At 73.3% G+C, this 21,271-nt stretch carries 18 protein-coding genes; 15 read left to right on the top strand and 3 right to left on the bottom strand.

Annotated elements, in window-relative coordinates; all coding sequences use genetic code 11:
* Positions 1-199 precede the first annotated feature (199 nt).
* The 4 genes from ACWH4W_RS15145 (at position 200) to ACWH4W_RS15160 (ending at position 4,885) form a co-directional block, all read left to right on the top strand.
* Positions 200-1,480 carry an extracellular solute-binding protein gene (locus ACWH4W_RS15145; protein ID WP_473076247.1) on the top strand — a complete coding sequence of 427 codons (1,281 nt, stop codon included), beginning with the start codon at positions 200-202 and terminating at the stop codon, positions 1,478-1,480.
* Between the two features lie 88 nt (positions 1,481-1,568).
* Entirely contained in the window at positions 1,569-2,555 is a 987-nt protein-coding gene (locus tag ACWH4W_RS15150; RefSeq protein WP_473076248.1) for a carbohydrate ABC transporter permease, read from the top strand.
* The gene (locus ACWH4W_RS15155; protein WP_473076249.1) at positions 2,552-3,385 is read left to right on the top strand and encodes a carbohydrate ABC transporter permease; all 834 of its coding nucleotides are present in this window, start codon (positions 2,552-2,554) and stop codon (positions 3,383-3,385) included. The genes ACWH4W_RS15150 and ACWH4W_RS15155 overlap by 4 nt, the downstream gene beginning before the upstream one ends.
* A gap of 9 nt (positions 3,386-3,394) precedes the next feature.
* Entirely contained in the window at positions 3,395-4,885 is a 1,491-nt protein-coding gene (locus ACWH4W_RS15160; protein ID WP_473076250.1) for a glycoside hydrolase family 3 protein, read from the top strand.
* A gap of 212 nt (positions 4,886-5,097) precedes the next feature.
* Here the strand turns inward: ACWH4W_RS15160 and ACWH4W_RS15165 are convergent, their stop codons facing one another.
* Positions 5,098-5,691, bottom strand: coding sequence for a YdeI/OmpD-associated family protein (locus ACWH4W_RS15165; RefSeq protein WP_473076251.1), 594 nt, complete (start codon positions 5,689-5,691; stop codon positions 5,098-5,100).
* Between the two features lie 158 nt (positions 5,692-5,849).
* Here ACWH4W_RS15165 and ACWH4W_RS15170 point away from each other — a divergent pair, with 158 nt between their 5' ends.
* The 9 genes from ACWH4W_RS15170 to argF all read left to right on the top strand — a co-directional run bounded on the left by ACWH4W_RS15170 (position 5,850) and on the right by argF (position 16,510).
* On the top strand, positions 5,850-6,245 hold the full coding sequence (locus ACWH4W_RS15170) for a cell division protein SepF (protein ID WP_473076252.1): 396 nt from the start codon (positions 5,850-5,852) through the stop codon (positions 6,243-6,245).
* 141 nt (positions 6,246-6,386) lie between these two features.
* Entirely contained in the window at positions 6,387-7,604 is a 1,218-nt protein-coding gene (locus ACWH4W_RS15175; RefSeq protein ID WP_473076253.1) for an ATP-binding protein, read from the top strand.
* Complete coding sequence (locus ACWH4W_RS15180) at positions 7,597-7,986, top strand: nucleotide pyrophosphohydrolase (RefSeq protein ID WP_473076254.1); 390 nt, start codon at positions 7,597-7,599, stop codon at positions 7,984-7,986. Before ACWH4W_RS15175 ends, ACWH4W_RS15180 begins: the two co-directional genes overlap by 8 nt.
* Positions 7,987-8,160: 174 nt before the next feature.
* A complete protein-coding gene (locus ACWH4W_RS15185; RefSeq protein ID WP_473076255.1) occupies positions 8,161-8,631 on the top strand; it encodes a DUF6099 family protein in 471 nt (156 codons plus the stop codon).
* A 347-nt stretch (positions 8,632-8,978) separates the two neighbouring features.
* Positions 8,979-9,902 (top strand): LLM class F420-dependent oxidoreductase, encoded by a 924-nt coding sequence (locus tag ACWH4W_RS15190; RefSeq protein WP_473076256.1) that lies wholly within the window; start codon positions 8,979-8,981, stop codon positions 9,900-9,902.
* A 156-nt stretch (positions 9,903-10,058) separates the two neighbouring features.
* Entirely contained in the window at positions 10,059-11,522 is a 1,464-nt protein-coding gene (locus ACWH4W_RS15195; RefSeq protein ID WP_473076257.1) for a 3' terminal RNA ribose 2'-O-methyltransferase Hen1, read from the top strand.
* A complete protein-coding gene (locus ACWH4W_RS15200) occupies positions 11,519-14,080 on the top strand; it encodes a polynucleotide kinase-phosphatase (RefSeq protein ID WP_473076258.1) in 2,562 nt (853 codons plus the stop codon). The genes ACWH4W_RS15195 and ACWH4W_RS15200 overlap by 4 nt, the downstream gene beginning before the upstream one ends.
* Before the next feature lie 112 nt (positions 14,081-14,192).
* On the top strand, positions 14,193-15,416 hold the full coding sequence (locus tag ACWH4W_RS15205; RefSeq protein WP_473076259.1) for an arginine deiminase: 1,224 nt from the start codon (positions 14,193-14,195) through the stop codon (positions 15,414-15,416).
* Between the two features lie 86 nt (positions 15,417-15,502).
* Entirely contained in the window at positions 15,503-16,510 is a 1,008-nt protein-coding gene (argF, locus tag ACWH4W_RS15210; RefSeq protein ID WP_473076260.1) for an ornithine carbamoyltransferase, read from the top strand.
* Positions 16,511-16,519: 9 nt separating this feature from the next.
* On the opposite strand, the gene ACWH4W_RS15215 is transcribed toward argF, so the two are convergent.
* A complete protein-coding gene (locus ACWH4W_RS15215; RefSeq protein WP_473076261.1) occupies positions 16,520-16,960 on the bottom strand; it encodes an ATP-binding protein in 441 nt (146 codons plus the stop codon).
* Positions 16,961-17,226: 266 nt separating this feature from the next.
* Here ACWH4W_RS15215 and ACWH4W_RS15220 point away from each other — a divergent pair, with 266 nt between their 5' ends.
* Together ACWH4W_RS15220 and ACWH4W_RS15225 are read left to right on the top strand one after the other, a co-directional pair.
* Entirely contained in the window at positions 17,227-18,054 is an 828-nt protein-coding gene (locus ACWH4W_RS15220; protein WP_473076262.1) for an enoyl-CoA hydratase family protein, read from the top strand.
* Between the two features lie 8 nt (positions 18,055-18,062).
* Positions 18,063-20,420, top strand: a complete 2,358-nt coding sequence (locus ACWH4W_RS15225) for a bifunctional salicylyl-CoA 5-hydroxylase/oxidoreductase (RefSeq protein ID WP_473077504.1) — start codon at positions 18,063-18,065, stop codon at positions 20,418-20,420.
* Between the two features lie 13 nt (positions 20,421-20,433).
* On the opposite strand, the gene ACWH4W_RS15230 is transcribed toward ACWH4W_RS15225, so the two are convergent.
* Positions 20,434-21,267, bottom strand: a complete 834-nt coding sequence (locus ACWH4W_RS15230) for a PaaX family transcriptional regulator (protein WP_473076263.1) — start codon at positions 21,265-21,267, stop codon at positions 20,434-20,436.
* Positions 21,268-21,271: the final 4 nt, after the last annotated feature.

A 21,271-nucleotide genomic window follows, 5' to 3' on the forward strand; every position in this document is an offset into this window, starting at 1 on the left:
CGCCCCGTCCGCGGGCCGTTGCCGTTACCCAGCCGTGAGTCGGACAACCCTTGACACGACCATAGGTCTAGGCCAAGCTCCCCTTGCTGGTCTAAACCATTTAGCGGAAGCCGGGTCCCAGCCCGCCGAGCTGTTGCGCCGTTGTCAGGGTCACCGCGAGGGCGTGGGTGTGCAAGGCATTCCTGAGGAGGGGTGGCGCGTGAAGCGCAAGCTGATAGCCGCGATCGGGGTCGCGGGCATGTTGTTCTCGGTCGCCGCGTGCGGGGGCGACGACGGCGGTGACAGCGGCAAGAAGGCCGGCGCGGACGGCTACGCCGGGCAGACGCTCACCGTGTGGGTCATGGACGGCTCCTCACCGGACGAGTGGCAGAAGGACCTCGCCGCCGAGTTCGAGAAGAAGACCAAGGCGAAGATCAAGTTCGAGGTCCAGCAGTGGAACGGCATCCAGCAGAAGCTGACCACCGCCCTCTCCGAGGAGAACCCCCCGGACGTCTTCGAGATCGGCAACACCCAGACCCCCGCCTACGCCAAGACCGGCGGCCTCGCCGACCTCGGCGACCTCAAGGAGGAGATCGGCGCCGACTGGACCGAGTCCCTCAACGAGTCCTCCGTCTACGAGGGCAAGCAGTACGCCGCCCCCTGGTACTTCGCCAACCGCGTCGTCCTCTACAACAAGAAGGTCTGGGCCGACGCCGGCCTCAAGGACACCCCCAAGACCCGCGACGAGTTCTACGCCGCCCTCAAGACCATCGGTGAGAAGACCGACGCCGAGCCGATCTACCTGCCCGGCCAGAACTGGTACCACTTCGTCGGCCTGGTCATCGGCGAGGGCGGCGAACTGGTCAAGAAGGACGGCGACACGTACGTCTCCAACCTCGACGACCCCAAGGTCGCCGCGGCCACCGAGACCTACAAGAAGTTCCAGGCCCTGTCCAAGGCCCCCAAGGACAAGGACGAGGCCACCCCGCAGCAGGGCGAGGTCTTCGCCAAGGGCAACGTCGGCGCCTTCATCGGCATGGGCTGGGAGGCCGGCATCGCGATCGAGGCCAACCCGGCCATCGAGAAGCAGATCGGCTACTTCACCATCCCCGGCGCCACCGCCGACAAGCCCGAGGGCGTCTTCCTCGGCGGCTCCAACCTCGCCGTCGCCGCGGGCAGCCAGAAGCAGGAGCTCGCCAAGGAGTTCCTGAAGCTCGCCCTCTCCGACGAGTACGAGGGCCGGCTCGCCAAGCTCAACGGCGTCATCCCCAACAAGGAGTCGCTGCAGAGCAACCTCAAGGGCAACGCCCCCGCCGAGGCCGCCGCGCCGGCCGCCGCCGTCGGCGGCACCACGCCGCTGATCCCCGAGTGGGCCGCCGTCGAGAACGACCCCAACCCGATCAAGACGTACCTGACCGCCGTCCTGAACGGCAAGTCCCCGGCCGCCGCCGCGAAGCAGGTCGAGGGCGAGTTCAACAAGCGCCTGGCGCAGCAGCAGTAACAGCGCACGCGCTCCGACCGGAGCGGGGACCGGCCGGCCAGGCGGTCCCCGCCCCGTGTTGAGCACGCCGAGAAGAGAGATCGCGAGCATGACCGTGCAGACCGAACGGCCGCCCTCCGGCCCGGTGGACGTCCGCAAGCCGGGTGACACCGCGCCCGGTGCCTCCCGACCGAGAGCCGCGTCGCGGGCCGGCGCGCTCGCTCCGTACCTCCTGCTGCTGCCCGCCTGCGCGGCCACCGTGCTGCTGCTCGGCTGGCCGCTGCTCAAGGACCTGCTGCTGTCGTTCCAGAACCTCAACATGGCGCAGCTGATCCAGCACGTCACCGAGTGGAACGGCATCGACAACTACAAGGAGGTCCTCACCGGGGAGGACTTCTGGCGGGTCACCCTCCGCTCCATCCTGTTCACGGCCGTCAACGTCGCCCTCACCATGCTGCTGGGCGCCCTGGTCGGCCTGCTGCTCGCCCGCCTCGGCAAGCGCATGCGGTTCACCCTGATGATCGGCCTGGTGCTGGCCTGGGCCATGCCCGTGGTGGCCGCCACCACCGTCTACCAGTGGCTGTTCGCGCAGCGCTTCGGCGTCGTCAACTGGGTCCTGGACAAGCTCGGCTGGCACTCCATGGCCGACTACAGCTGGACCAGCAGCCAGATGTCGACGTTCTTCGTCGTCACCCTGCTCATCGTCTGGATGTCCGTGCCGTTCGTCGCGATCAACCTCTACGCGGCGACCACCACCATCCCGAACGAGCTGTACGAGGCCGCCGCGCTCGACGGCGCCGGCGCCTGGCGCAGCTTCACCACCGTCACCCTGCCGTTCCTGCGGCCGTTCCTCTACGCCACGACGTTCCTGGAGATCATCTGGATCTTCAAGGCGTTCGTCCAGGTCTTCACCTTCAACGGCGGCGGCCCCGACCGGCTGACCGAGATCCTGCCCGTCTACGCCTACGTCGAGGGCGTCGGCAACCAGCACTACGGCATGGGCGCGGCGATCGCGGTGCTGACCATCCTGATCATGCTCGGCCTGACCGCGTACTACCTCAGGATCGTGCTCAAGCAAGAGGAGGACGAGCTGTGAAGCGCTCGCTCTTCGGCCGCGTCTGGCCCAACGCCACGGCCCTCGTCGTGTTCACCGTCTGCCTCTTCCCCGTGTACTGGATGTTCGCCACGGCGCTGAAGCCGACCGGCGACATCATCGCGGAGGACCCGGTCTGGTTCCCCACGGACATCACGTTCGAGCACTTCGGCACCGCGACGGACGCCGAGCACTTCTGGACGTTCGTCCGCAACTCGCTCACCGTCACCTGCCTGGCCGTCCTCTTCTCCCTGGTCATCGCGCTGGCCGGCTCCTTCGCCCTGGCCCGCATGCGGTTCAGGGGACGGCGCGGCTTCATCGTGGGCTTCATGCTCGCCCAGATGGCGCCCTGGGAGGTCATGGTCATCGCGATCTACATGATCGTGCGCGACGCCTCCATGCTGAACAGCCTGGTGCCGCTGACCGCGTTCTACATGATGATGATCCTGCCCTTCACCATCCTGACGCTGCGCGGCTTCGTCGCCGCCGTGCCGAAGGAGCTGGAGGAGTCGGCGATGGTCGACGGCTGCACCCGCGCCCAGGCCTTCCGCCGGGTCATCCTGCCGCTGCTCGCGCCGGGGCTGATGTCCACCTCCATGTTCGGCTTCATCACCGCCTGGAACGAGTTCCCGCTCGTCCTGGTGCTCAGCAAGGAGTCCGGCGGCGCGCAGACCCTGCCGCTGTGGCTGTCCAGCTTCCAGACCCAGTTCGGCGACGACTGGGGCGCGACCATGGCCGCCTCCTCCCTCTTCGCCGTCCCGATCCTGATCCTCTTCGTCTTCCTGCAGCGCCGGGCCGTCAGCGGCCTCACCGCGGGCGCCGTGAAGGGATAACGCGACCTGATGACGACCATCACCACCGGCGCCCGCACCCTCACCCGGGACGCGCTCGCCGTGCTGCAGCCGGGATTCACCGGCACCACCGCACCCGACTGGGTCCGGCGCAGACTGGCCGAGGGCCTGGTCTCCGTCGCCCTGTTCGGCCGCAACGTCGCCGACCCCGAGCAGGTCACCGCCCTCACCGCCCAGCTGCGGACCGAACGGGACGACCTGCTGGTGGCCATCGACGAGGAGGCCGGCGACGTCACCCGGCTCGAGGTCCGCACCGGCTCCTCGTTCCCCGGCAACCACGCCCTCGGCGCCGTCGACGACCCCGCCCTCACCCGGCGGGTGGCCCGCGAACTGGGCCGCCGGCTCGCCGCGTGCGGCGTCAACCTCAACTGGGCTCCCTCGGCCGACGTCAACGCCAACCCCGACAACCCGGTGATCGGCGTGCGCTCCTTCGGCCACGAGCCGGCCCTGGTCGCCCGGCACACCGCCGCCTACGTCGAGGGCCTGCAGTCCACCGGCGTCGCCGCCTGCACCAAGCACTTCCCCGGCCACGGCGACACCAGCGTCGACTCCCACCACGCGCTCCCGCGGATCGACCTGGACCCCGCCACGCTGCACGAGCGCGAACTGCGGCCGTTCCGCGCCGCCATCGAGGCCGGCACCCGCGCCGTCATGACCGCCCACATCCGGGTGCCGGTGCTCGACCCCGACCTCCCCGCCACCCTCTCCCCGCGCATCCTCACCGGCCTGCTGCGCGACGAGCTCGGCTACGACGGCCTCATCGTCACCGACGGCATGGAGATGGGCGCCGTCGCCGGCACCTACGGCCTCGAACACGGGGCCGTGCTGGCCATCGCGGCCGGCGCCGACGCGATCTGCGTGGGCGGCGGACTCAGCGACGAGAGCACGGTGCAGCGGCTCCAGGACGCCCTGGTCGCCGCCGTCCGCTCCGGCGAACTGTCCGAGGAGCGGCTCGCCGACGCCGCCGCCCGGGTCAGGTCGCTGGCCGCGTGGACGACCGGCGCACGGCACGCGCCCGACGCCGCCGACGACCCCGCGCCGGAGATCGGCCTGACCGCCGCCCGCCGCGCGGTGACCGTCACCCGCACCGCCGGCTCCGCCCCGGTCACCGCGCCCGTCTACGTCGCCACGTTCAGCCCCGCCCCGAACATCGCGGTGGGCGACGAGACCCCGTGGGGCGTCGGCGCGGAGCTGGAGCGGCTGCTCCCGGGCACCGTCACCGGCCACTTCAGCGGCCCCGACGCCGGCGCCGAGGCGCTCCGCGCGGCGAACGGCCGACGGGTCGTCGCCGTGGTCCGCGACGAGCACCGGCACCCGTGGATGGGCGCGGCCCTGGACACGCTGATCGTCGCCGGGCCGGACACCGTGGTCGTGGAGATGGGCATACCGCAGTCCGCGCCGCGCGGCGCCCTGCACATCGCCACCCACGGGGCGGCCCGTGTCTGCGGGGTGGCCGCGGCGGAGGCGGTCCTGGCGGGCTGAGCGTGCCCGGCCGGCCCCGGCGGGCCTCGTCCTCACACGCCGGACGGGCCGGAAGCAGCCCTCCCGGGCGCTGAACGGCGGACCCGGGGCGGAGCCCGCACGTCAGCGCCTCCGGCGTGTGGGGAGCGGGGTCCGGGGGCGGGGGTCCCGGGGTCGGGACGGGAAGGGGCGGAGGGGGCGGAGGGGGCGGAGGGGGCGAACACCCCGGATCCTCACGGGTACGGCTTCTCGCCCGCGGCGAGCATCGCCACGAACCTCTCGATCCGCGCCGCCCGCGTCCGCGCCCGCTTCGCCTCCTCGATCCGGTGCAGGATCGCGTACCGGTTGCGGCTGTCCAGGGCGTCGAAGAACTCCCGGGCGGAGGCGGGCGCCGCGTCCAGGGCGGCACGCAGGTCGTCAGGCACGGTAGCCGTCCGCTGACTCGCGTACGCGGCCTCCCACCGCCCGTCCGCCCGCGCCTTCTCCACCTCCCGCAGACCGGCCGGCCGCATGCGGCCCTGCTCGATCAGGTCAAGCGCCTTCTGCCGGTTGACGGCGGACCACCTGCTGCGCGGGCGGCGCGGGGTGAAGCGCTGGATCCAGTGCGTCTCGTCCAGGCTCTTCTTGTGCCCGTCGATCCAGCCGAAGCAGAGCGCGGACTCCAGGGCGGTGGCGTAGTCGACGCCGGGGAGCCCCGACCCCTTCCGCGGGATCTTCAGCCACACGCCCCGGGCGTCGCCTTGATGCTCCTCCAGCCACGCCTCCCAGTCCTTTCGGGTCTCGAAACCCAGCACCGGGCCCGTCCCGCCGTCCGTCTCACCAGTCATGCGTCCATGCAAGCGACCTCCGGCGGCAGGGTCAACGTCCGTCCGGCACCGGGCTGTTGCGGAGCGAAGGATGGCGGAGCGTGTCGTTATTGGGCCGAACGGGTGACCATGGGTAAGAATTGGCCGATGCAGACAGCCAGCGCGACAGGGGACGGAGCATGCCGGTGAGCAGCCACGATGTCACCGACGAACAGTGGGAAGGGCTCGCCCAGGTCGTGCCGCTGCGGGGCCGCGACGCGTGGCCGTCCTCGGTCGGCCACCGCGCCAGGCCGGAGGCCCGTACGGAGGCGCGGCGCCGTTTCGTCGTCCTGCGCGTGAACGTCTTCGCGGACGCCCGCGAGGTCGCCGAGACCCTGATGTCCGGCATACCCGTCCTGCTGGACCTGACCAGCGCGGAACCGGACGTCGCCAAGCGCGTCCTCGACTTCAGCACGGGCGTCGTCTTCGGCCTCGCCAGCGGAATGCACCGTGTGGACCGCAACGTCTTCCTCCTCACGCCGGAGGGCATGGAGGTCACGGGGCTGATGGAGGGCATGGGGGCGCCGGGGGCGTAGGAGGGCGCGGGGCGTGCGCCCGGTGCGGGGCGCGTGCGGCGCGAGGGTGCGGGGCGCACGGCGGGCGCGTGCCGTCCGTTCGCGGGAAGGGACCGGTGGCGGAACGGTTCGGCGGGGCGGGAAGCGTTTAGCGTCCGGCGCATGACCCCGCCGTCCCCGCCCCAGCCGGTCGCGACCACACCCCCGCACCCCGCCGAACCGCTCACGCGCGCTCCCGCGGACGCCGGGCGGGCGCGGCGGCCCGGGCTGCCGCGGGTCACCGAGCTGCTGCTCTCCGCCTTCGCCGGGCACCGCGGCACCACGTTCCGCCTGGGCGGCCTCACCCTGTTCGCCGGGTCCAGCGGCAGCGGCAAGACCACCGCGCTGCGCGCGTACGAGGCACTCGCCCGGCTCGGCGGCGGGGCCGAACTGGGCGAGGTGTTCCCGGACCCGTCGGCCTGCGTCCCGGAGCGGGCCCGGCCCGACGCCCAGCGCCGCCGCGGCTTCCGCATCGGCTGCACCGCCGACGGACCCGAGGGGCCGGTCCGCCTGGAGGTCGCCGTCCAGGCGGAACCCGAACTGCGCATCGTGGGGGAGCGGTTGTCCGCGGACGGCCTGGTCCTGCTGGAGACCGCGCTGCGCGACCCCCGCCGGCGCGCCGTGCAGGCCGCCTGGCACACGGCGGGCGCCACCGCCGTCACCCGCGCGCCCCTCCCCGACGACCGCCTCGGCACCGCGCTGCTGCCGCTGCGCGTGGCCGGTACGACCGCCGGCCAGCTCCGGGTGCTGGCCGCGGCCGAGCAGATGCTGGTGGCGCTGCGCTCCGTCTTCCCCTGCGACCCCCGCCCCGAGCGGATGCGCGACCCCGTCCCGGCGGGCACCGGCCGGCTGCTCGGCGGCTGCGACAACCTCCCCGACGTGCTGGGGCGCACCCGCTCCGAATGCACCCGCCGCCACGCGCTCCTCGTGGACGCGGTGCGCGTCGGCTGCGCCGGACCCGTCGCCGACCTCCTCGCCGAGCCGTGCGGCGCCGGCCGCCTGGTGCGCGCCGTGCTGGGCCGGGGCGACGGCGTCCGCACCGAGCTGCGCCGGCTCGGCGACGGCGAACTGCGCTACATCGCCCTCGCGCTGGTGCTGCTCACCGGCCCCGGCGTGCTGGAGGCCGACGTGCCGGGCGAGGTGCCGGCCGCCCTGCAGTGCCTCACCGTCCTCGCCGACAACCTGGACCGGTCGCTCGACCCGGCCCAGCGCGCGGCCCTGCTGGCGCTGGCGGCGCGGATGTGCGAGCGCGGGCACATCCGCCTGGCCGGTGCGCTGAGCGACGCCACCTGGGCCGCCGGGGTGCCCGGGGCGACCGTGGTACACCTGAGGCGTGACTGACCCGCACGACGACGCGGCCCGGCCGCCCGACGACCTGCCCGCGCTCCGGCGCCGCCTCGCCGAATTCGCCGCCGCGCGGGACTGGCGGCCGTACCACACGCCGAAGAACCTGGTCGCCGCGCTGAGCGTGGAGGCGGCCGAACTCCAGGAGATCTTCCAGTGGCTGACGCCGGAGGAGTCGGCCCGTGTGATGGACGACCCGGAGACCGCGCACCGCGTCACCGACGAGGTGGCCGACGTGCTCGCCTACCTCCTGCAGTTCTGCGAGGTCCTCGGCGTCGATCCGCTGGCCGCCCTGGCCGAGAAGATCGACCGGAACGAGCACAGGTTCCCGGCGCCCGGGCCGGAGCGGTCCGGCGCTCCGCCGCGCGCCCAGGAGTGACCCCTTCCGTTGTCACGCTCCGTGTTCGAAAACTCGACCTGATTCGAATTGGTGTCCACAGATTTCGGACTTCCTCTGGCTTTTTGTCTCACAGAGCTTCACTCTGGGTAGTGAACAAGGGAGTTCAGCGGATGCGGACGCGTGGGCAGCGCGTCGGACGGACGGGGGCAGCGCATGGACGCTGTGCGGCTCATCGTGACGAGCAGAAGGGCCCTGGCCGCCGGCGGCGGTGTGCCGGAGCTGCTGACCGAGGTGTGGCAGGCGCAGGCGCTGGCCCAGGCGATAGGGAGCCGCCTGGCCCTCGTCGGACCGCCCCGGCTGCGTGACGAGGCAAGGGGGTTGGCCGATCTTGCCGACCGGGGCTGCGGCGTCCTGGACCCGCCGCCGCTCGACCCCGGCGAACTGCGCGCGGCCCGGCTCACCGAGCTGGGGGACACCCGCCCGTGCCTGACGCACCTCGGCGGCCTGCTCGGCGACGTCGGCATCGCCCTGGTCGGCATCGCCTGCGCCGCCGACGAGGAGGCGACGTACTGGAGCTGTGTCGAGGCCATCGACGCGGCGGACGAGGCGCGGGACCGTGTCCGCGGCATGCTCCGCAAGCTGGCGGAGCGGGAGACGGCGGCACCGCAGCGGGAGGCCGGCTGACACGCGCCCCCACCCACCTCGCCGATCCCACCCCCGCCGTACGGCGGCCTCACCCGGTCGCCGCCGCACCGACCGCCCCGGCGGCCGGCAGCTCCTCACCGCGCCGCACTCCGGCCCGCAAGGGCCCGCCCGGACGCCCAGCGGCTCGTGCGCCCCTCCGCCCCGGCCCCGCCCCGGCGCCGCCCCGCCCCGGCACGGCGGCCGGCGCGGAAGCCGGACGCCCGGCTCCGAACGTGCCGACGATCTTCCCCACCCCCGGTCACGACCGGCCGCACCACCGGTGTGCGGCGAGGCACGCCGAGGGGCCTCGCGCGCCCCCACCCCCGGAAGCGTGCAGGATAAGAGGCATGGATCTTCGCATCTTCACCGAGCCCCAGCAGGGGGCCACCTACGACACCTTGCTCACCGTCGCCAAGGCCACCGAGGACCTCGGCTTCGACGCCTTCTTCCGCTCCGACCACTACCTGAGCATGGGCTCCGCGGACGGCCTGCCCGGTCCCACCGACGCCTGGATCACCCTCGCCGGACTCGCCCGCGAGACCAAGCGCATCCGTCTCGGCACGCTGATGACGGCGGGCACCTTCCGTCTCCCCGGCGTGCTCGCCATCCAGGTCGCCCAGGTCGACCAGATGTCCGGCGGCCGGGTCGAACTGGGCCTCGGCGCGGGCTGGTTCGAGGAGGAGCACAAGGCGTACGGCATCCCCTTCCCCAAGGAGAAGTTCGCCCGCCTCGAGGAGCAGCTCGAGATCGTCACCGGTCTGTGGGCCACCGAGACCGGCAAGACCTTCGACTTCCACGGCACGTACTACGACCTCACCAAGTCGCCCGCGCTGCCCAAGCCCGCCCAGTCCAAGGTGCCCGTGCTGATCGGCGGCCACGGCGCCAAGCGCACCCCGCGCCTCGCGGCCCGCTACGCGGACGAGTTCAACATCCCCTTCGCGTCCGTCGAGGACTCCGCGGCCCAGTTCGACCGCGTCCGGAACGCCGCCCGCGAGGCCGGCCGCGACCCCGGCGACCTCGTCTACTCCAACGCCCTCGTCGTCTGCGTCGGCCGCGACGACCAGGAGGTGGCCCGCCGCGCCGCCGCGATCGGCCGCGAGGTCGACGAGCTCAAGACGAACGGCCTGGCGGGCTCCCCGGCCGAGGTCGTCGACAAGATCGGCCGCTACGCCGAGATCGGCTCCCGCCGCGTCTACCTCCAGGTGCTCGACCTGTCCGACCTGGACCACCTGGAGCTGATCTCCTCCGAGGTCCGGTCCCAGCTCTCCTGACCCGGTCCTGAAGCGGGCCGCCCCACCGGGGGCGGCCCGCTTCCCCACCCGGTACGAAAAATGCGCGGACTCCCGCGAGACCTCCGCTGTACGTTGGGACGACACCGGAATCCGGTGTGTACTCCCAGCTCAGAAGGTGTCTCGAGGTGTGACTCCGTGTTCCTGACGATCAGTACCACCGGCTCCGCGCAGCGCCCGGCGACCGACCTCGGTCACCTGTTGCACAAGCATCCCGAGAAGGCGCAGGCGTTCCCCACGTCGTACGGCACGGCGCACGTCCTCTACCCCGAGGCGGACGACGGACGCTGCACGGCGGCGCTGCTGCTGGAGGTCGACGCGGTGGCACTGGTCCGGCGCGGCAAGGGCAAGGGCCGCGGCGGCGCCCCCGACGCCGCCCTCGCGCAGTACGTCAACGACCGCCCCTACGCGGCCTCCTCGCTGCTCGCCGTCGCCCTCGGCTCGGTCTTCTCCACCGCCATGCGCGGCGTGTGCGCCGCCCGCCCGGAGCTGCCGGGCGCCCCGCTGCCGCTGCGCGTCGAGGTGCCCGCGCTGCCCGCCCGCGGCGGCGCCGACCTGGTCCGCCGCCTCTTCGAGCCGCTCGGCTGGACGGTCACCGCCGAGACCGTGCCGCTGGACACCGCGTTCCCGGAGTGGGGCGACTCGCGCTACCTGCGCCTGACCCTGGAGGCCGCCGCCCTCACCCTCGCCGAGGCCCTGCGCCACCTCTACGTGCTGCTCCCGGTCCTCGACGACGCCAAGCACTACTGGGTCTCCTCCGACGAGGTCGACAAGCTGCTGCGCGCCGGTGACGGCTGGCTGGCCGGCCACCCCGAGCGGGAGCTGATCACCCGCCGCTACCTCTCCCACCGCTGGTCGCTGACCCGGCAGGCGAGGGAGCGCCTGGAGCTGGTCCGGCTGGCCGAGGCGGACGACCGCGAGGTCGAGGACCTCGACAACGCCGTCGAGCCGGAGACCGAGGACGAGGAGAGGCCCACCCCGCTCGCCGTGCGGCGGCGCGAGGCGATCCTCGCCGTGCTGCGCGCGTCCGGCGCGGCCAGGGTGCTCGACCTCGGCTGCGGCCAGGGCCAGTTGGTGCAGGCGCTGCTGAAGGACCCGGCGTTCACCGAGATCGTCGGCGTGGACGTGTCGATGCGGGCGCTCACCCTCGCCTCCCGCCGCCTGAAGCTGGACCGCATGGGCGAGCGGCAGGCGTCCCGCGTCACGCTCCTCCAGGGCTCCCTCGCCTACACCGACAAGCGCCTCAAGGGCTACGACGCGGCCGTGCTCAGCGAGGTGATCGAGCACCTCGACCTGCCCCGGCTGCCCGCCCTGGAGTACGCGGTGTTCGGCGCCGCCCGCCCCCGCACGGTGTGCGTCACCACCCCGAACGTCGAGTACAACGTGCGCTGGGAGAGCCTGCCGGCCGGGCACGTCCGGCACGGCGACCACCGCTTCGAGTGGACCCGCGAGGAGTTTTGCGGCTGGGCCCGGGCCGTCGCCGGACGCCACGGCTACGAGGTGGAGTTCCTGCCCGTCGGGCCGGACGACCCCGAGGTCGGCCCGCCCACCCAGATGGCCGTGTTCCGGCTCGGCACCCCGACGGAGGCGAAGGCCGCATGACCACCACCGACACCACCACCACCACCGCACGGGGCCGCGCCCTGCCGGTCACCGACCTGTCCCTGGTCGTGCTGATCGGCGCCTCCGGCTCGGGCAAGTCCACCTTCGCGCGCCGCCACTTCAAGCCGACGGAGGTCATCTCCTCCGACTTCTGCCGGGGGCTGGTCGCCGACGACGAGAACGACCAGAGCGCCTCCCGCGACGCCTTCGACGTGCTGCACTACATCGCCGGCAAGCGCCTCGCGGCCGGCCGCCGCACCGTCGTCGACGCCACCAGCGTCCAGCAGGACGCCCGGCGCCAGCTCATCGACCTGGCCAAGCGGCACGACGTGCTGCCCATCGCCATCGTCCTGGACGTGCCCGAGGAGGTGTGCGCCGAGCGCAACGCGGCCCGCACCGACCGCGCCGACATGCCCCGCCGGGTCATCCGCCGCCACACCCGCGACCTCCGCCGGAGCCTGCGCCACCTGGAGCGCGAGGGGTTCCGCAAGGTGCACGTGCTGCGCGGCGTGGAGGAGGTCGAGCAGGCCACCGTCGTCACCGAGAAGCGGTTCAACGACCTCACCCACCTCACCGGGCCGTTCGACATCATCGGCGACGTCCACGGCTGCTCCGCCGAGCTGGAGGCGCTGCTCGGCAAGCTGGGCTACGTCGACGGCGTCCACCCGGAGGGCCGCACCGCCGTGTTCGTCGGCGACCTCGTCGACCGCGGCCCCGACAGCCCCGGGGTGCTGCGCCGTGTGATGGCGATGGTGAAGTCGGGCGACGCCCTGTGCGTGCCCGGCAACCACGAGAACAAGTTCAGCCGCCACCTCAAGGGCCGCAACGTCCAGCACACCCACGGACTCGCCGAGACCGTCGAGCAGATGGCGGGCGAGAGCGAGGAGTTCCGCGCCGAGGTGCGGGAGTTCGTCGACGGCCTGGTCAGCCACTACGTCCTCGACGGCGGCCGGCTGGTGGTCTGCCACGCCGGTCTGCCGGAGAAGTACCACGGCCGCACCTCCGGCCGGGTCCGCAGCCACGCCCTGTACGGCGACACCACCGGCGAGACCGACGAGTTCGGGCTGCCCGTGCGCTACCCGTGGGCCGAGGACTACCGCGGCCGGGCCGCCGTCGTCTACGGCCACACGCCCGTCCCCGAGGCGACCTGGCTCAACAACACCATCTGCCTGGACACCGGCGCGGTGTTCGGCGGCAGGCTCACCGCGCTGCGCTGGCCGGAGCGCGAGCTCGTCGACGTGCCCGCCGAGCGGGTCTGGTACGAGCCGGTCCGGCCGCTGCGCACCGAGGCGCCCGGCGGCCACGAGGGGCGCCCGCTGGACCTGGCGGACGTGCACGGCCGGCGGGTCGTGGAGACCCGGCACATGGGCCGGGTGTCGGTGCGCGAGGAGAACGCCGCCGCCGCGCTGGAGGTGATGAGCCGGTTCGCGCTCGACCCGCGGCTGCTGCCGTACCTCCCGCCGACCATGGCGCCCACGGCCACCTCGCAGCTCGACGGCTACCTGGAGCACCCGGTCGAGGCCTTCGCACGCTACGCGCAGGACGGCGTGGCCCGGGTGGTGTGCGAGGAGAAGCACATGGGGTCGCGCGCGGTCGCCCTGGTGTGCCGGGACGCGGACGTGGCGGCCCGGCGGTTCGGCGCCGCCGGGGGTGAGACGGGTTCGCTGTACACCCGTACCGGCCGGCCGTTCTTCGGCGACGCGGCCGTCACCGAGGAGATCCTCGGCCGGCTGCGCACGGCGGTCACCGAGGCCGGGCTGTGGGCGGATCTCGACACCGACTGGCTGCTGCTGGACGCCGAGCTGATGCCGTGGTCGCTGAAGGCGTCCGGGCTGCTGCGCACCCAGTACGCGGCCGTCGGCGCCGCGGCCGGCGCGGTCCTCCCGGCCGCGCTCGCGGCGCTGGAGGGGGCCGCGGCGCGCGGTGTCGACGTGGGGGAGCTGCTGGTCCGCCAGCGCGAGCGCGCCGGTGCGGCGGCCGGCTTCACCGACGCGTACCGCCGCTACTGCTGGGCCACCGACGGGCTGGACGGCGTGCGTCTCGCGCCGTTCCAGGTCCTCGCCGTCCAGGGCCGCAGCCTGGCCGCGCTGCCGCACGACCGGCAGCTCGCCCTGATCGACCGCATGGTCGAGCACGACGCCACGGGCCTGCTGCGGACCACCCGCCGGCTCCACGTCGACACCGGCGACCCCGAGTCGGTGCGGGCCGGTGTGGACTGGTGGCTGGAGATGACCGGGCGCGGCGGCGAGGGCATGGTCGTCAAGCCGGCCGACGCCCTGGTCCGCGACGGCGCCGGACGTCTGGTGCAGCCGGGCATCAAGTGCCGCGGCCGGGAGTACCTGCGGATCATCTACGGTCCCGACTACACCCGCCCGGAGAACCTGGCGAGGCTGCGGTCCCGCTTCCTCGGCCACAAGCAGTCCCTCGCCCTGCGCGAGTACGCCCTCGGCCTGGAGGCCCTGGACCGGCTCGCGGACGGGGAGCCGCTGTGGCGGGTGCACGAGCCGGTGTTCGCGGTGCTCGCCCTGGAGTCGGAGCCGGTCGACCCGCGTCTGTGAGGCGGGCGGGGGCGGAGGCGTGGCCCTCCGCCCCCGCCGCGGTCCCGCGCGCGGCGGACGGGAACCGGCGGGAGCAGGGATGAACCCGGGCCGGGGCGGTCAGGATGGAGGCATGACCTACCACGTCGACTCCGAGGTCGGGCGGCTGCGCCGCGTGATCCTGCACCGGCCCGATCTCGAGCTCAAGAGGCTCACCCCGAGCAACAAGGACGCCCTGCTCTTCGACGACGTGCTCTGGGTGCGCCGGGCGCGCGCGGAGCACGACGGCTTCGCGGACGTGCTGCGCGACCGGGGCGTCGCCGTCCACCTCTTCGGCGACCTGCTCACCGAGACGCTGGAGCTGCCCGAGGCGCGCGCGCTCGTGCTGGACCGGGTCTTCGACGAGAAGGAGTACGGCCCGCTGGCCACCGACCACCTGCGCGCCACGTTCGAGGCGCTGCCCGCGCGGGAGCTGGCCGAGGTGCTGGTCGGCGGGATGACCAAGCGGGAGTTCCTCGACTCCCACCCCGAGCCGGTCTCCGTGCGCTTCCACGTGATGGAGCTGGACGACTTCCTGCTCCGCCCGCTGCCCAACCACCTCTTCACCCGCGACACCTCCGCCTGGATCTACGACGGCGTCGCCATCAACGCCATGCGGTGGCCGGCCCGGCAGCGCGAGGCGGTGCACTTCGAGGCGATCTACCGGCACCACCCGCTGTTCCGGGACGCGCCCTTCTCCCTCTGGTCCGAGGGGCAGGCCGACTACCCGTCCACCATCGAGGGCGGGGACGTGCTGGTGATCGGCAACGGCGCGGTGCTGATCGGGATGAGCGAGCGGACCACCCCGCAGGCCGTGGAGATGCTCGCGCACAAGCTGTTCGCGGCGGGCTCGGCGCGCACCATCGTCGCCCTCGACATGCCGAAGAGACGCGCCCTGATGCACCTCGACACCGTGATGACCATGGTCGACGGCGACACCTTCACCCAGTACGCGGGCCTCGGCATGCTCCGCTCGTACACCATCGAGCCGGGCGTCGACGAGAAGGAACTGAAGGTCACCGACCATCCGCCGGAGCACATGCACCGGGCGATCGCCGCCGCGCTCGGCCTGAGCGAGATCCGGGTGCTCACCGCCACCCAGGACGTGCACGCGGCCGAGCGGGAGCAGTGGGACGACGGCTGCAACGTGCTCGCCGTCGAACCGGGCGTGGTCGTCGCCTACGAGCGGAACGTCACCACAAACACCCACCTGCGGAAACAGGGCATCGAGGTGATAGAGATCCCGGGCAGCGAGCTGGGCCGGGGCCGGGGCGGGCCGCGCTGCATGAGCTGCCCGGTCGAGCGGGACGCCGTATGAGGGGCGCCGCATGAGGGGTGCTGTATAGAATTACGGTGCGTCGTATAGACTTCCATGGTTCGTGTCCCCCAGTTACGGAGCGCCCCATGGCGACAGTCCCGACCCCCCTCGCCGGCCGTCACTTCCTCAAGGAGGTCGACTTCACCGCGGAGGAGTTCTGCGGCCTGCTGGAGCTGGCCGCGGAGCTGAAGGCCGCCAAGCGGGCCGGGACCGAGACGCCGTACCTGCGCGGGAAGAACATCGCGCTGATCTTCGAGAAGACCTCGACCCGCACCCGCTGCGCCTTCGAGGTCGCCGCCGCCGACCAGGGGGCCTCGACGACGTACCTCGACCCCTCCGGCTCGCAGATGGGCCACAAGGAGTCGGTGAGGGACACCGCCCGCGTGCTGGGCCGGATGTACGACGGGATCGAGTACCGGGGCGACAGCCAGGCCAAGGTCGAGGAGCTGGCCGCGTACGCGGGCGTGCCCGTCTACAACGGGCTCACCGACGACTGGCACCCCACCCAGATGCTCGCCGACGTGCTCACCATGACCGAGCACAGCGACAAGCCGCTCACCGGGATCGCCTTCGCCTACCTCGGTGACGCCCGCTTCAACATGGGCAACTCCTACCTGGTCACCGCGGCCCTGCTCGGCATGGACGTGCGGGTCGTCGCCCCCAAGACGTACTGGCCCGCGCAGGAGGTCGTCGACCGCGCCCGCGAGCTGGCCGCCGTCAGCGGGGCCCGGATCACCCTCACCGAGGAGATCGCCGAGGGTGTGGCGGGCGCCGACTTCGTCGCCACCGACGTGTGGGTGTCCATGGGGGAGCCCAAGGAGGTCTGGGGCGAGCGGATCGCCGCCCTCGCGCCGTACGCGGTGACCATGGACGTGCTGCGCGCCACCGGCAACCCGGACGTCGGCTTCCTGCACTGCCTGCCGGCCTTCCACGACCTGGGCACCGCGGTCGGGCGGGACGTGTACGAGGCGCACGGCCTGGAGTCGCTGGAGGTGACCGACGAGGTGTTCGAGTCGGCGCACTCGCTGGTCTTCGACGAGGCCGAGAACCGCATGCACACCATCAAGGCGGTCCTGGTCGCCACCCTCGCCTGAGGGTCCGCGTCAGACCGGGCGCCGCTGCCCGGGCAGCCGGAACCACACCGCCTTGCCGGACTCGGTGGGGCGGTGTCCGCACGACGAGCTGAGCGTGCGGATCAGCAGCAGCCCGCGCCCGTGCTCCTGCCACGGGTCGGGCAGCTCCAGGTCGGGGCGGGTGAGGTCGCCGGGCGGCTCCGGGTCCGCGTCGTGCACCTCCACCTGGAAGCCGCTCGGCAGCATCCGCAGGACCAGCTCGATCGGGGTGGCGCCGGGGGTGTGCTCCACGGCGTTCGCCACCAGCTCCGCCGTCAGCAGCTCCGCCGTGTCGCAGTCGGCGGAGTGCTCCCGCTCGGCCAGCGCGGTGCGCACCAGGGCACGCGCGACGGGCACGGCCGCGGTGGTGTGCGGCAGCGCGAAGCGCCAGGAGGCGGGGGCGGGGGGTTCGTACACAGTGTTTCCGTTCATGGAGCGGGCGCTCCGTGTTCGCGTGCCCATGGTACGGCGCGCCCCGTCCGGCCCCGCCCCCGGGAGGGGGGTGGCGCCGGAGCCCCGCCGGACGCGCCGCCTCGCCCGCCCGTCCGCCCTGCCGCCGACGCGTCGAGGGTCCGTGACGCGCGTGACGGCGTCCGAACGGCGTATCGCGCACTCGTGACGACAGTCACCAAACGGTGATAGCTTCGAGGGGCAGACCTCACTGAGCCGCGCAGTGCCCGCCCGAGGAGGCCGCCCTCATGAGTCCCTTCACCGGCTCCGCCGCCCGCACCGCGCACTGGGAGCACCTGCGCGTCGAGCTCGCCGACGGCGTCGCCCACGTCACCCTCGCCCGCCCCGGCAAGCTGAACGCGCTCACCTTCGGCGCCTACGCCGACCTGCGCGACCTGCTCGCCGAGCTGTCCCGGGAGCGGGCCGTCCGCGCCCTGGTGCTGGGCGGCGAGGGCCGCGGCTTCTGCTCCGGCGGCGACGTCGACGAGATCATCGGCGCGACCCTCTCCATGGACACCGCCCAGCTCCTCGACTTCAACCGGATGACCGGCCAGGTCGTGCGGGCGGTACGGGAGTGCCCGTTCCCGGTGATCGCCGCGGTGCACGGGGTGGCGGCGGGCGCGGGCGCGGTCCTCGCCCTGGCCGCGGACTTCCGGGTGGCCGACCCCACCGCCCGCTTCGCCTTCCTGTTCACCCGGGTCGGCCTGTCCGGCGGCGACATGGGCGCGGCCTACCTGCTGCCCCGGGTCGTCGGCCTGGGCCACGCCACCCGCCTGCTGATGCTGGGCGAGCCGGTGCACGCCCCGGAGGCCGAGCGGATCGGCCTGGTCAGCGCGCTCGCCGAGGAGGGCGGCGCGGACCCGGCGGCCCGCGAGCTGGCCCGCCGCCTCGCCGACGGCCCCGCCCTGGCCCATGCCCGGACCAAAGCCCTGCTCACGGCCGAACTGGACATGCCGCTCGCGGCAGCGGTCGAACTGGACGCGTCCACCCAGGCCCTCCTGATGACCGGCGAGGACTACGCCGAGTTCCACGCGGCCTTCACGCAGAAGCGCCCCCCGAAGTGGCGAGGGAGGTGACCTCGGTGCTGACGACCCCCTCGGGGGCGCGGGGAACCGCGCGAGCGACCACGGCGGCGCCGCACCTGCGCGTGGCCGTCGTGGGCGGAGGCCCCGGAGGCCTCTACGCCGCCGCCCTCCTCAAACGCCTGGACCCGAACCGGGACATCACCGTCTGGGAACGCAACGCCCCGGACGACACCTTCGGCTTCGGAGTGGTCCTCTCCGACGAGACCCTCGGCGGCATCGAACACGCGGACCCGGAGGTCCACTCCGCCCTGCACGCGGAATTCGTCCGCTGGGACGACATCGACATCGTCCACCGGGGCGCCCGCCACACCTCCACAGGACACCGCTTCGCCGCCCTCGGCCGGCACCGCCTGCTGGAGATCCTCCACGACCGCTGCCGCTCCCTCGGCGTCGAACTCCGCTTCCGTGAGGAGGCCCCCGACCCGGCCCGCCTCGCGGAGACCCACGACCTGGTGATCGCCGCCGACGGCGTCCACAGCACCACCCGCACCGCCTTCGCGGACGTCTTCCGCCCCCGCGTCACCGAGCACCGCTGCCGCTACGTCTGGCTGGCCGCCGACGTCCCCTTCGACGCCTTCCGCTTCGAGATCGCCGAGACCGGGCACGGCGTGATGCAGCTCCACGGCTACCCCTTCTCCGCCGACGCCTCCACCGTGATCGTGGAGATGCGCGAAGAGGTGTGGCGGGCCGCCGGGTTCGACGAGGCCGACGAGGCCGAGTCCGTCGGACGCTGCGCCGAGATCTTCGCCGACGCGCTCGGCGGCCGCCCCCTGCGCTCCCACAACTCCGCCTGGACCACCTTCCGCACGGTCGTCAACGAACGCTGGTCGCACGGCAACGTCGTGCTGCTCGGCGACGCCGCCCACACCGCCCACTTCTCCATCGGCTCCGGCACCAAGCTGGCCGTGGAGGACGCGCTCGCCCTCGCCGCCTGCCTGAGCGAGCGGCCCACGCTCACCGACGCCCTCCACGCCTACGAGACGGAACGGCTGCCGGTCGTCGCCTCCACCCAGCGCGCGGCCCGCGCCAGCCTGGAGTGGTTCGAGAACCTCGCCCTCTATCTGCACCAGCCGCCGCGCCAGTTCGCCTTCAACCTGCTCACCCGCAGCCGCCGCGTCACCCACGACAACCTGCGGCTGCGCGACGCCCGGTTCACCGAGGCCGTGGAGCGCGGGTTCGGCTGCCCGCCGGGGACGCCCCCGATGTTCACCCCGTTCCGGCTGCGCGGACTCACCCTGCGCAACCGTGTGGTGGTCTCGCCGATGGACATGTACTCGGCCGTCGACGGCCTGCCCGGCGACTTCCACCTCGTCCACCTCGGCGCCCGCGCGCTGGGCGGCGCGGGACTGGTGATGACCGAGATGGTGTGCGTCAGCCCGGAGGGCCGCATCACCCCCGGCTGCGCCGGCCTGTGGAGCGGACGGCAGGCGGAGGCGTGGCGGCGGATCACCGACTTCGTGCACACCCGCGCGCCCGGCACTGCCGTCGGTGTGCAGCTCGGCCACAGCGGCCGCAAGGGCTCGACCAAGCTGATGTGGGAGGGCATGGACGAGCCGCTGGACGACGGCAACTGGCCCCTCGTCGCCGCCTCCCCGCTGCCGTACAGGCCGGGCAGCCAGACACCCCGCGAACTGTCCCGCGCACAACTGACCGACCTGCGCGAACAGTTCACGTCCGCCGCGGTACGGGCCGCGCGGGCCGGGTTCGACCTGCTCGAACTGCACTGCGCGCACGGCTACCTGCTCTCCGGCTTCCTCTCCCCGCTGACCAACCGGCGCACCGACGCCTACGGCGGCTCCCCGGAGAAGCGGCTGCGCTTCCCGCTGGAGGTGTTCGACGCGGTGCGGGCGGTGTGGCCGGAGGACCGGCCGATGACCGTGCGGATCTCCGCGACCGACTGGGCGGAGGGCGGCACGACGGCACAGGAGGCGGTCGCGATCGCGCGCGCCTTCGCCGAGCACGGGGCCGACGCGATCGACGTGTCCACCGGCCAGGTCGTCGCCGACGAGCAGCCGGAGTTCGGCCGCTCGTACCAGACGCCGTTCGCCGACCGGGTGCGCAACGAGGCCCGCGTCCCGGTGATCGCGGTCGGCGCGATCTCCTCCTGGGACGACGTCAACTCCCTGATCCTCGCCGGACGGACGGACCTGTGCGCGCTGGCCCGCCCGCACCTGTACGACCCGCACTGGACGCTGCACGCGGCGGCCGAGCAGGGCTACGAGGGTCCGGGCGTGGTCTGGCCGCCGCAGTACCGGGCGGGCAGCCGCCCGCCGCGCACCGGCCGCACCGACGCCCCCAAGCCCCGGCTCACCCTCTCCGGCCCGCCGCTCGCGGAGGCCCCGGCGCCCGGAGCGTGACCCAGGGGACGCCTCAGCCCTCCTCGGTGTCCGCCGCGGGGCCGGCGAACCGCGCCCCCGCGTCGCGCAGCCGCTCGTGCAGCGCCCGGAAGACGGACGCCGAGCGGGCGCCGGGCCAGTCCGGGGGGAGCAGGGCGGCGGGCAGGCCCGGGTCGGTGTAGGGGAGGTGGCGCCAGGAGTCCAGGGCGAGGAGGTAGTCGCGGTAGGCCTCCTCGGGCGGGGTGTCCGCGCGCCGTTCCCAGGCGCGCAGGACCGGCGCGTGCCGCGCCAGGAACGCCTCGTGCCGCTCCGCGATCGCCTTCAGGTCCCACCAGCGGGCCACCGCCTCCGCCGTGGGCGCGAACCCGAGGTGCTCGCCGCGGAACAGGTCGACGTACCCGTCGAGCCGCAGGCGTTCCAGGGTGTGCCGGGTCTCCTCGTACAACCGGGCGGGGGCGATCCACACGCCGGGCGCCGCCGTGCCGAAGCCGAGACCGGCCAGCCGGGAGCGCAGCAGGTGCCGCTTCTGCCGCTCCGACTCCGGCACCGAGAACACCGCGAGCACCCAGCCCTCGTCGCCGGGCGGCGCGGTGGCGTAGATGCGGCGGTCGCCGTCCTCCAGCAACTGGCGTGCCTCACGGGACAGTGCGTAGCCGGCCGCGCCCCGGTCGGTGCGGGCCGGGAGCAGCAGTCCGCGGCGCTTGAGCCGGGACACGGAGGAACGCACGGACGGGGCGTCCACGCCGACGGCGGCCAGCAGCCGGATCAGCTCCGCGACGGGCACCGGGCCCGGCACGAAGCGGCCGTAGGCGCCGTAGAGCGTGACGATGAGAGACCGTGGAGCATGCTGGTCGGACACGTTGATCATCTTA

The organism is Streptomyces sp. DSM 120436 (assembly GCF_055778765.1).

Bases quoted from the DNA above. Each gene is read 5' to 3' on its own strand.
- ACWH4W_RS15150 (WP_473076248.1), top strand. From the start codon at position 1,569: ATGACCGTGCAGACCGAACGGCCGCCCTCCGGCCCGGTGGACGTCCGC.
- ACWH4W_RS15160 (WP_473076250.1), top strand. From the start codon at position 3,395: ATGACGACCATCACCACCGGCGCCCGCACCCTCACCCGGGACGCGCTC.
- ACWH4W_RS15165 (WP_473076251.1), bottom strand. From the start codon at position 5,691: ATGACTGGTGAGACGGACGGCGGGACGGGCCCGGTGCTGGGTTTCGAG.
- ACWH4W_RS15170 (WP_473076252.1), top strand. From the start codon at position 5,850: ATGCCGGTGAGCAGCCACGATGTCACCGACGAACAGTGGGAAGGGCTC.
- ACWH4W_RS15175 (WP_473076253.1), top strand. From the start codon at position 6,387: ATGACCCCGCCGTCCCCGCCCCAGCCGGTCGCGACCACACCCCCGCAC.
- ACWH4W_RS15185 (WP_473076255.1), top strand. From the start codon at position 8,161: ATGGACGCTGTGCGGCTCATCGTGACGAGCAGAAGGGCCCTGGCCGCC.
- ACWH4W_RS15190 (WP_473076256.1), top strand. From the start codon at position 8,979: ATGGATCTTCGCATCTTCACCGAGCCCCAGCAGGGGGCCACCTACGAC.
- ACWH4W_RS15200 (WP_473076258.1), top strand. From the start codon at position 11,519: ATGACCACCACCGACACCACCACCACCACCGCACGGGGCCGCGCCCTG.
- ACWH4W_RS15205 (WP_473076259.1), top strand. From the start codon at position 14,193: ATGACCTACCACGTCGACTCCGAGGTCGGGCGGCTGCGCCGCGTGATC.
- argF (WP_473076260.1), top strand. From the start codon at position 15,503: ATGGCGACAGTCCCGACCCCCCTCGCCGGCCGTCACTTCCTCAAGGAG.
- ACWH4W_RS15215 (WP_473076261.1), bottom strand. From the start codon at position 16,960: ATGAACGGAAACACTGTGTACGAACCCCCCGCCCCCGCCTCCTGGCGC.
- ACWH4W_RS15220 (WP_473076262.1), top strand. From the start codon at position 17,227: ATGAGTCCCTTCACCGGCTCCGCCGCCCGCACCGCGCACTGGGAGCAC.
- ACWH4W_RS15230 (WP_473076263.1), bottom strand. From the start codon at position 21,267: ATGATCAACGTGTCCGACCAGCATGCTCCACGGTCTCTCATCGTCACG.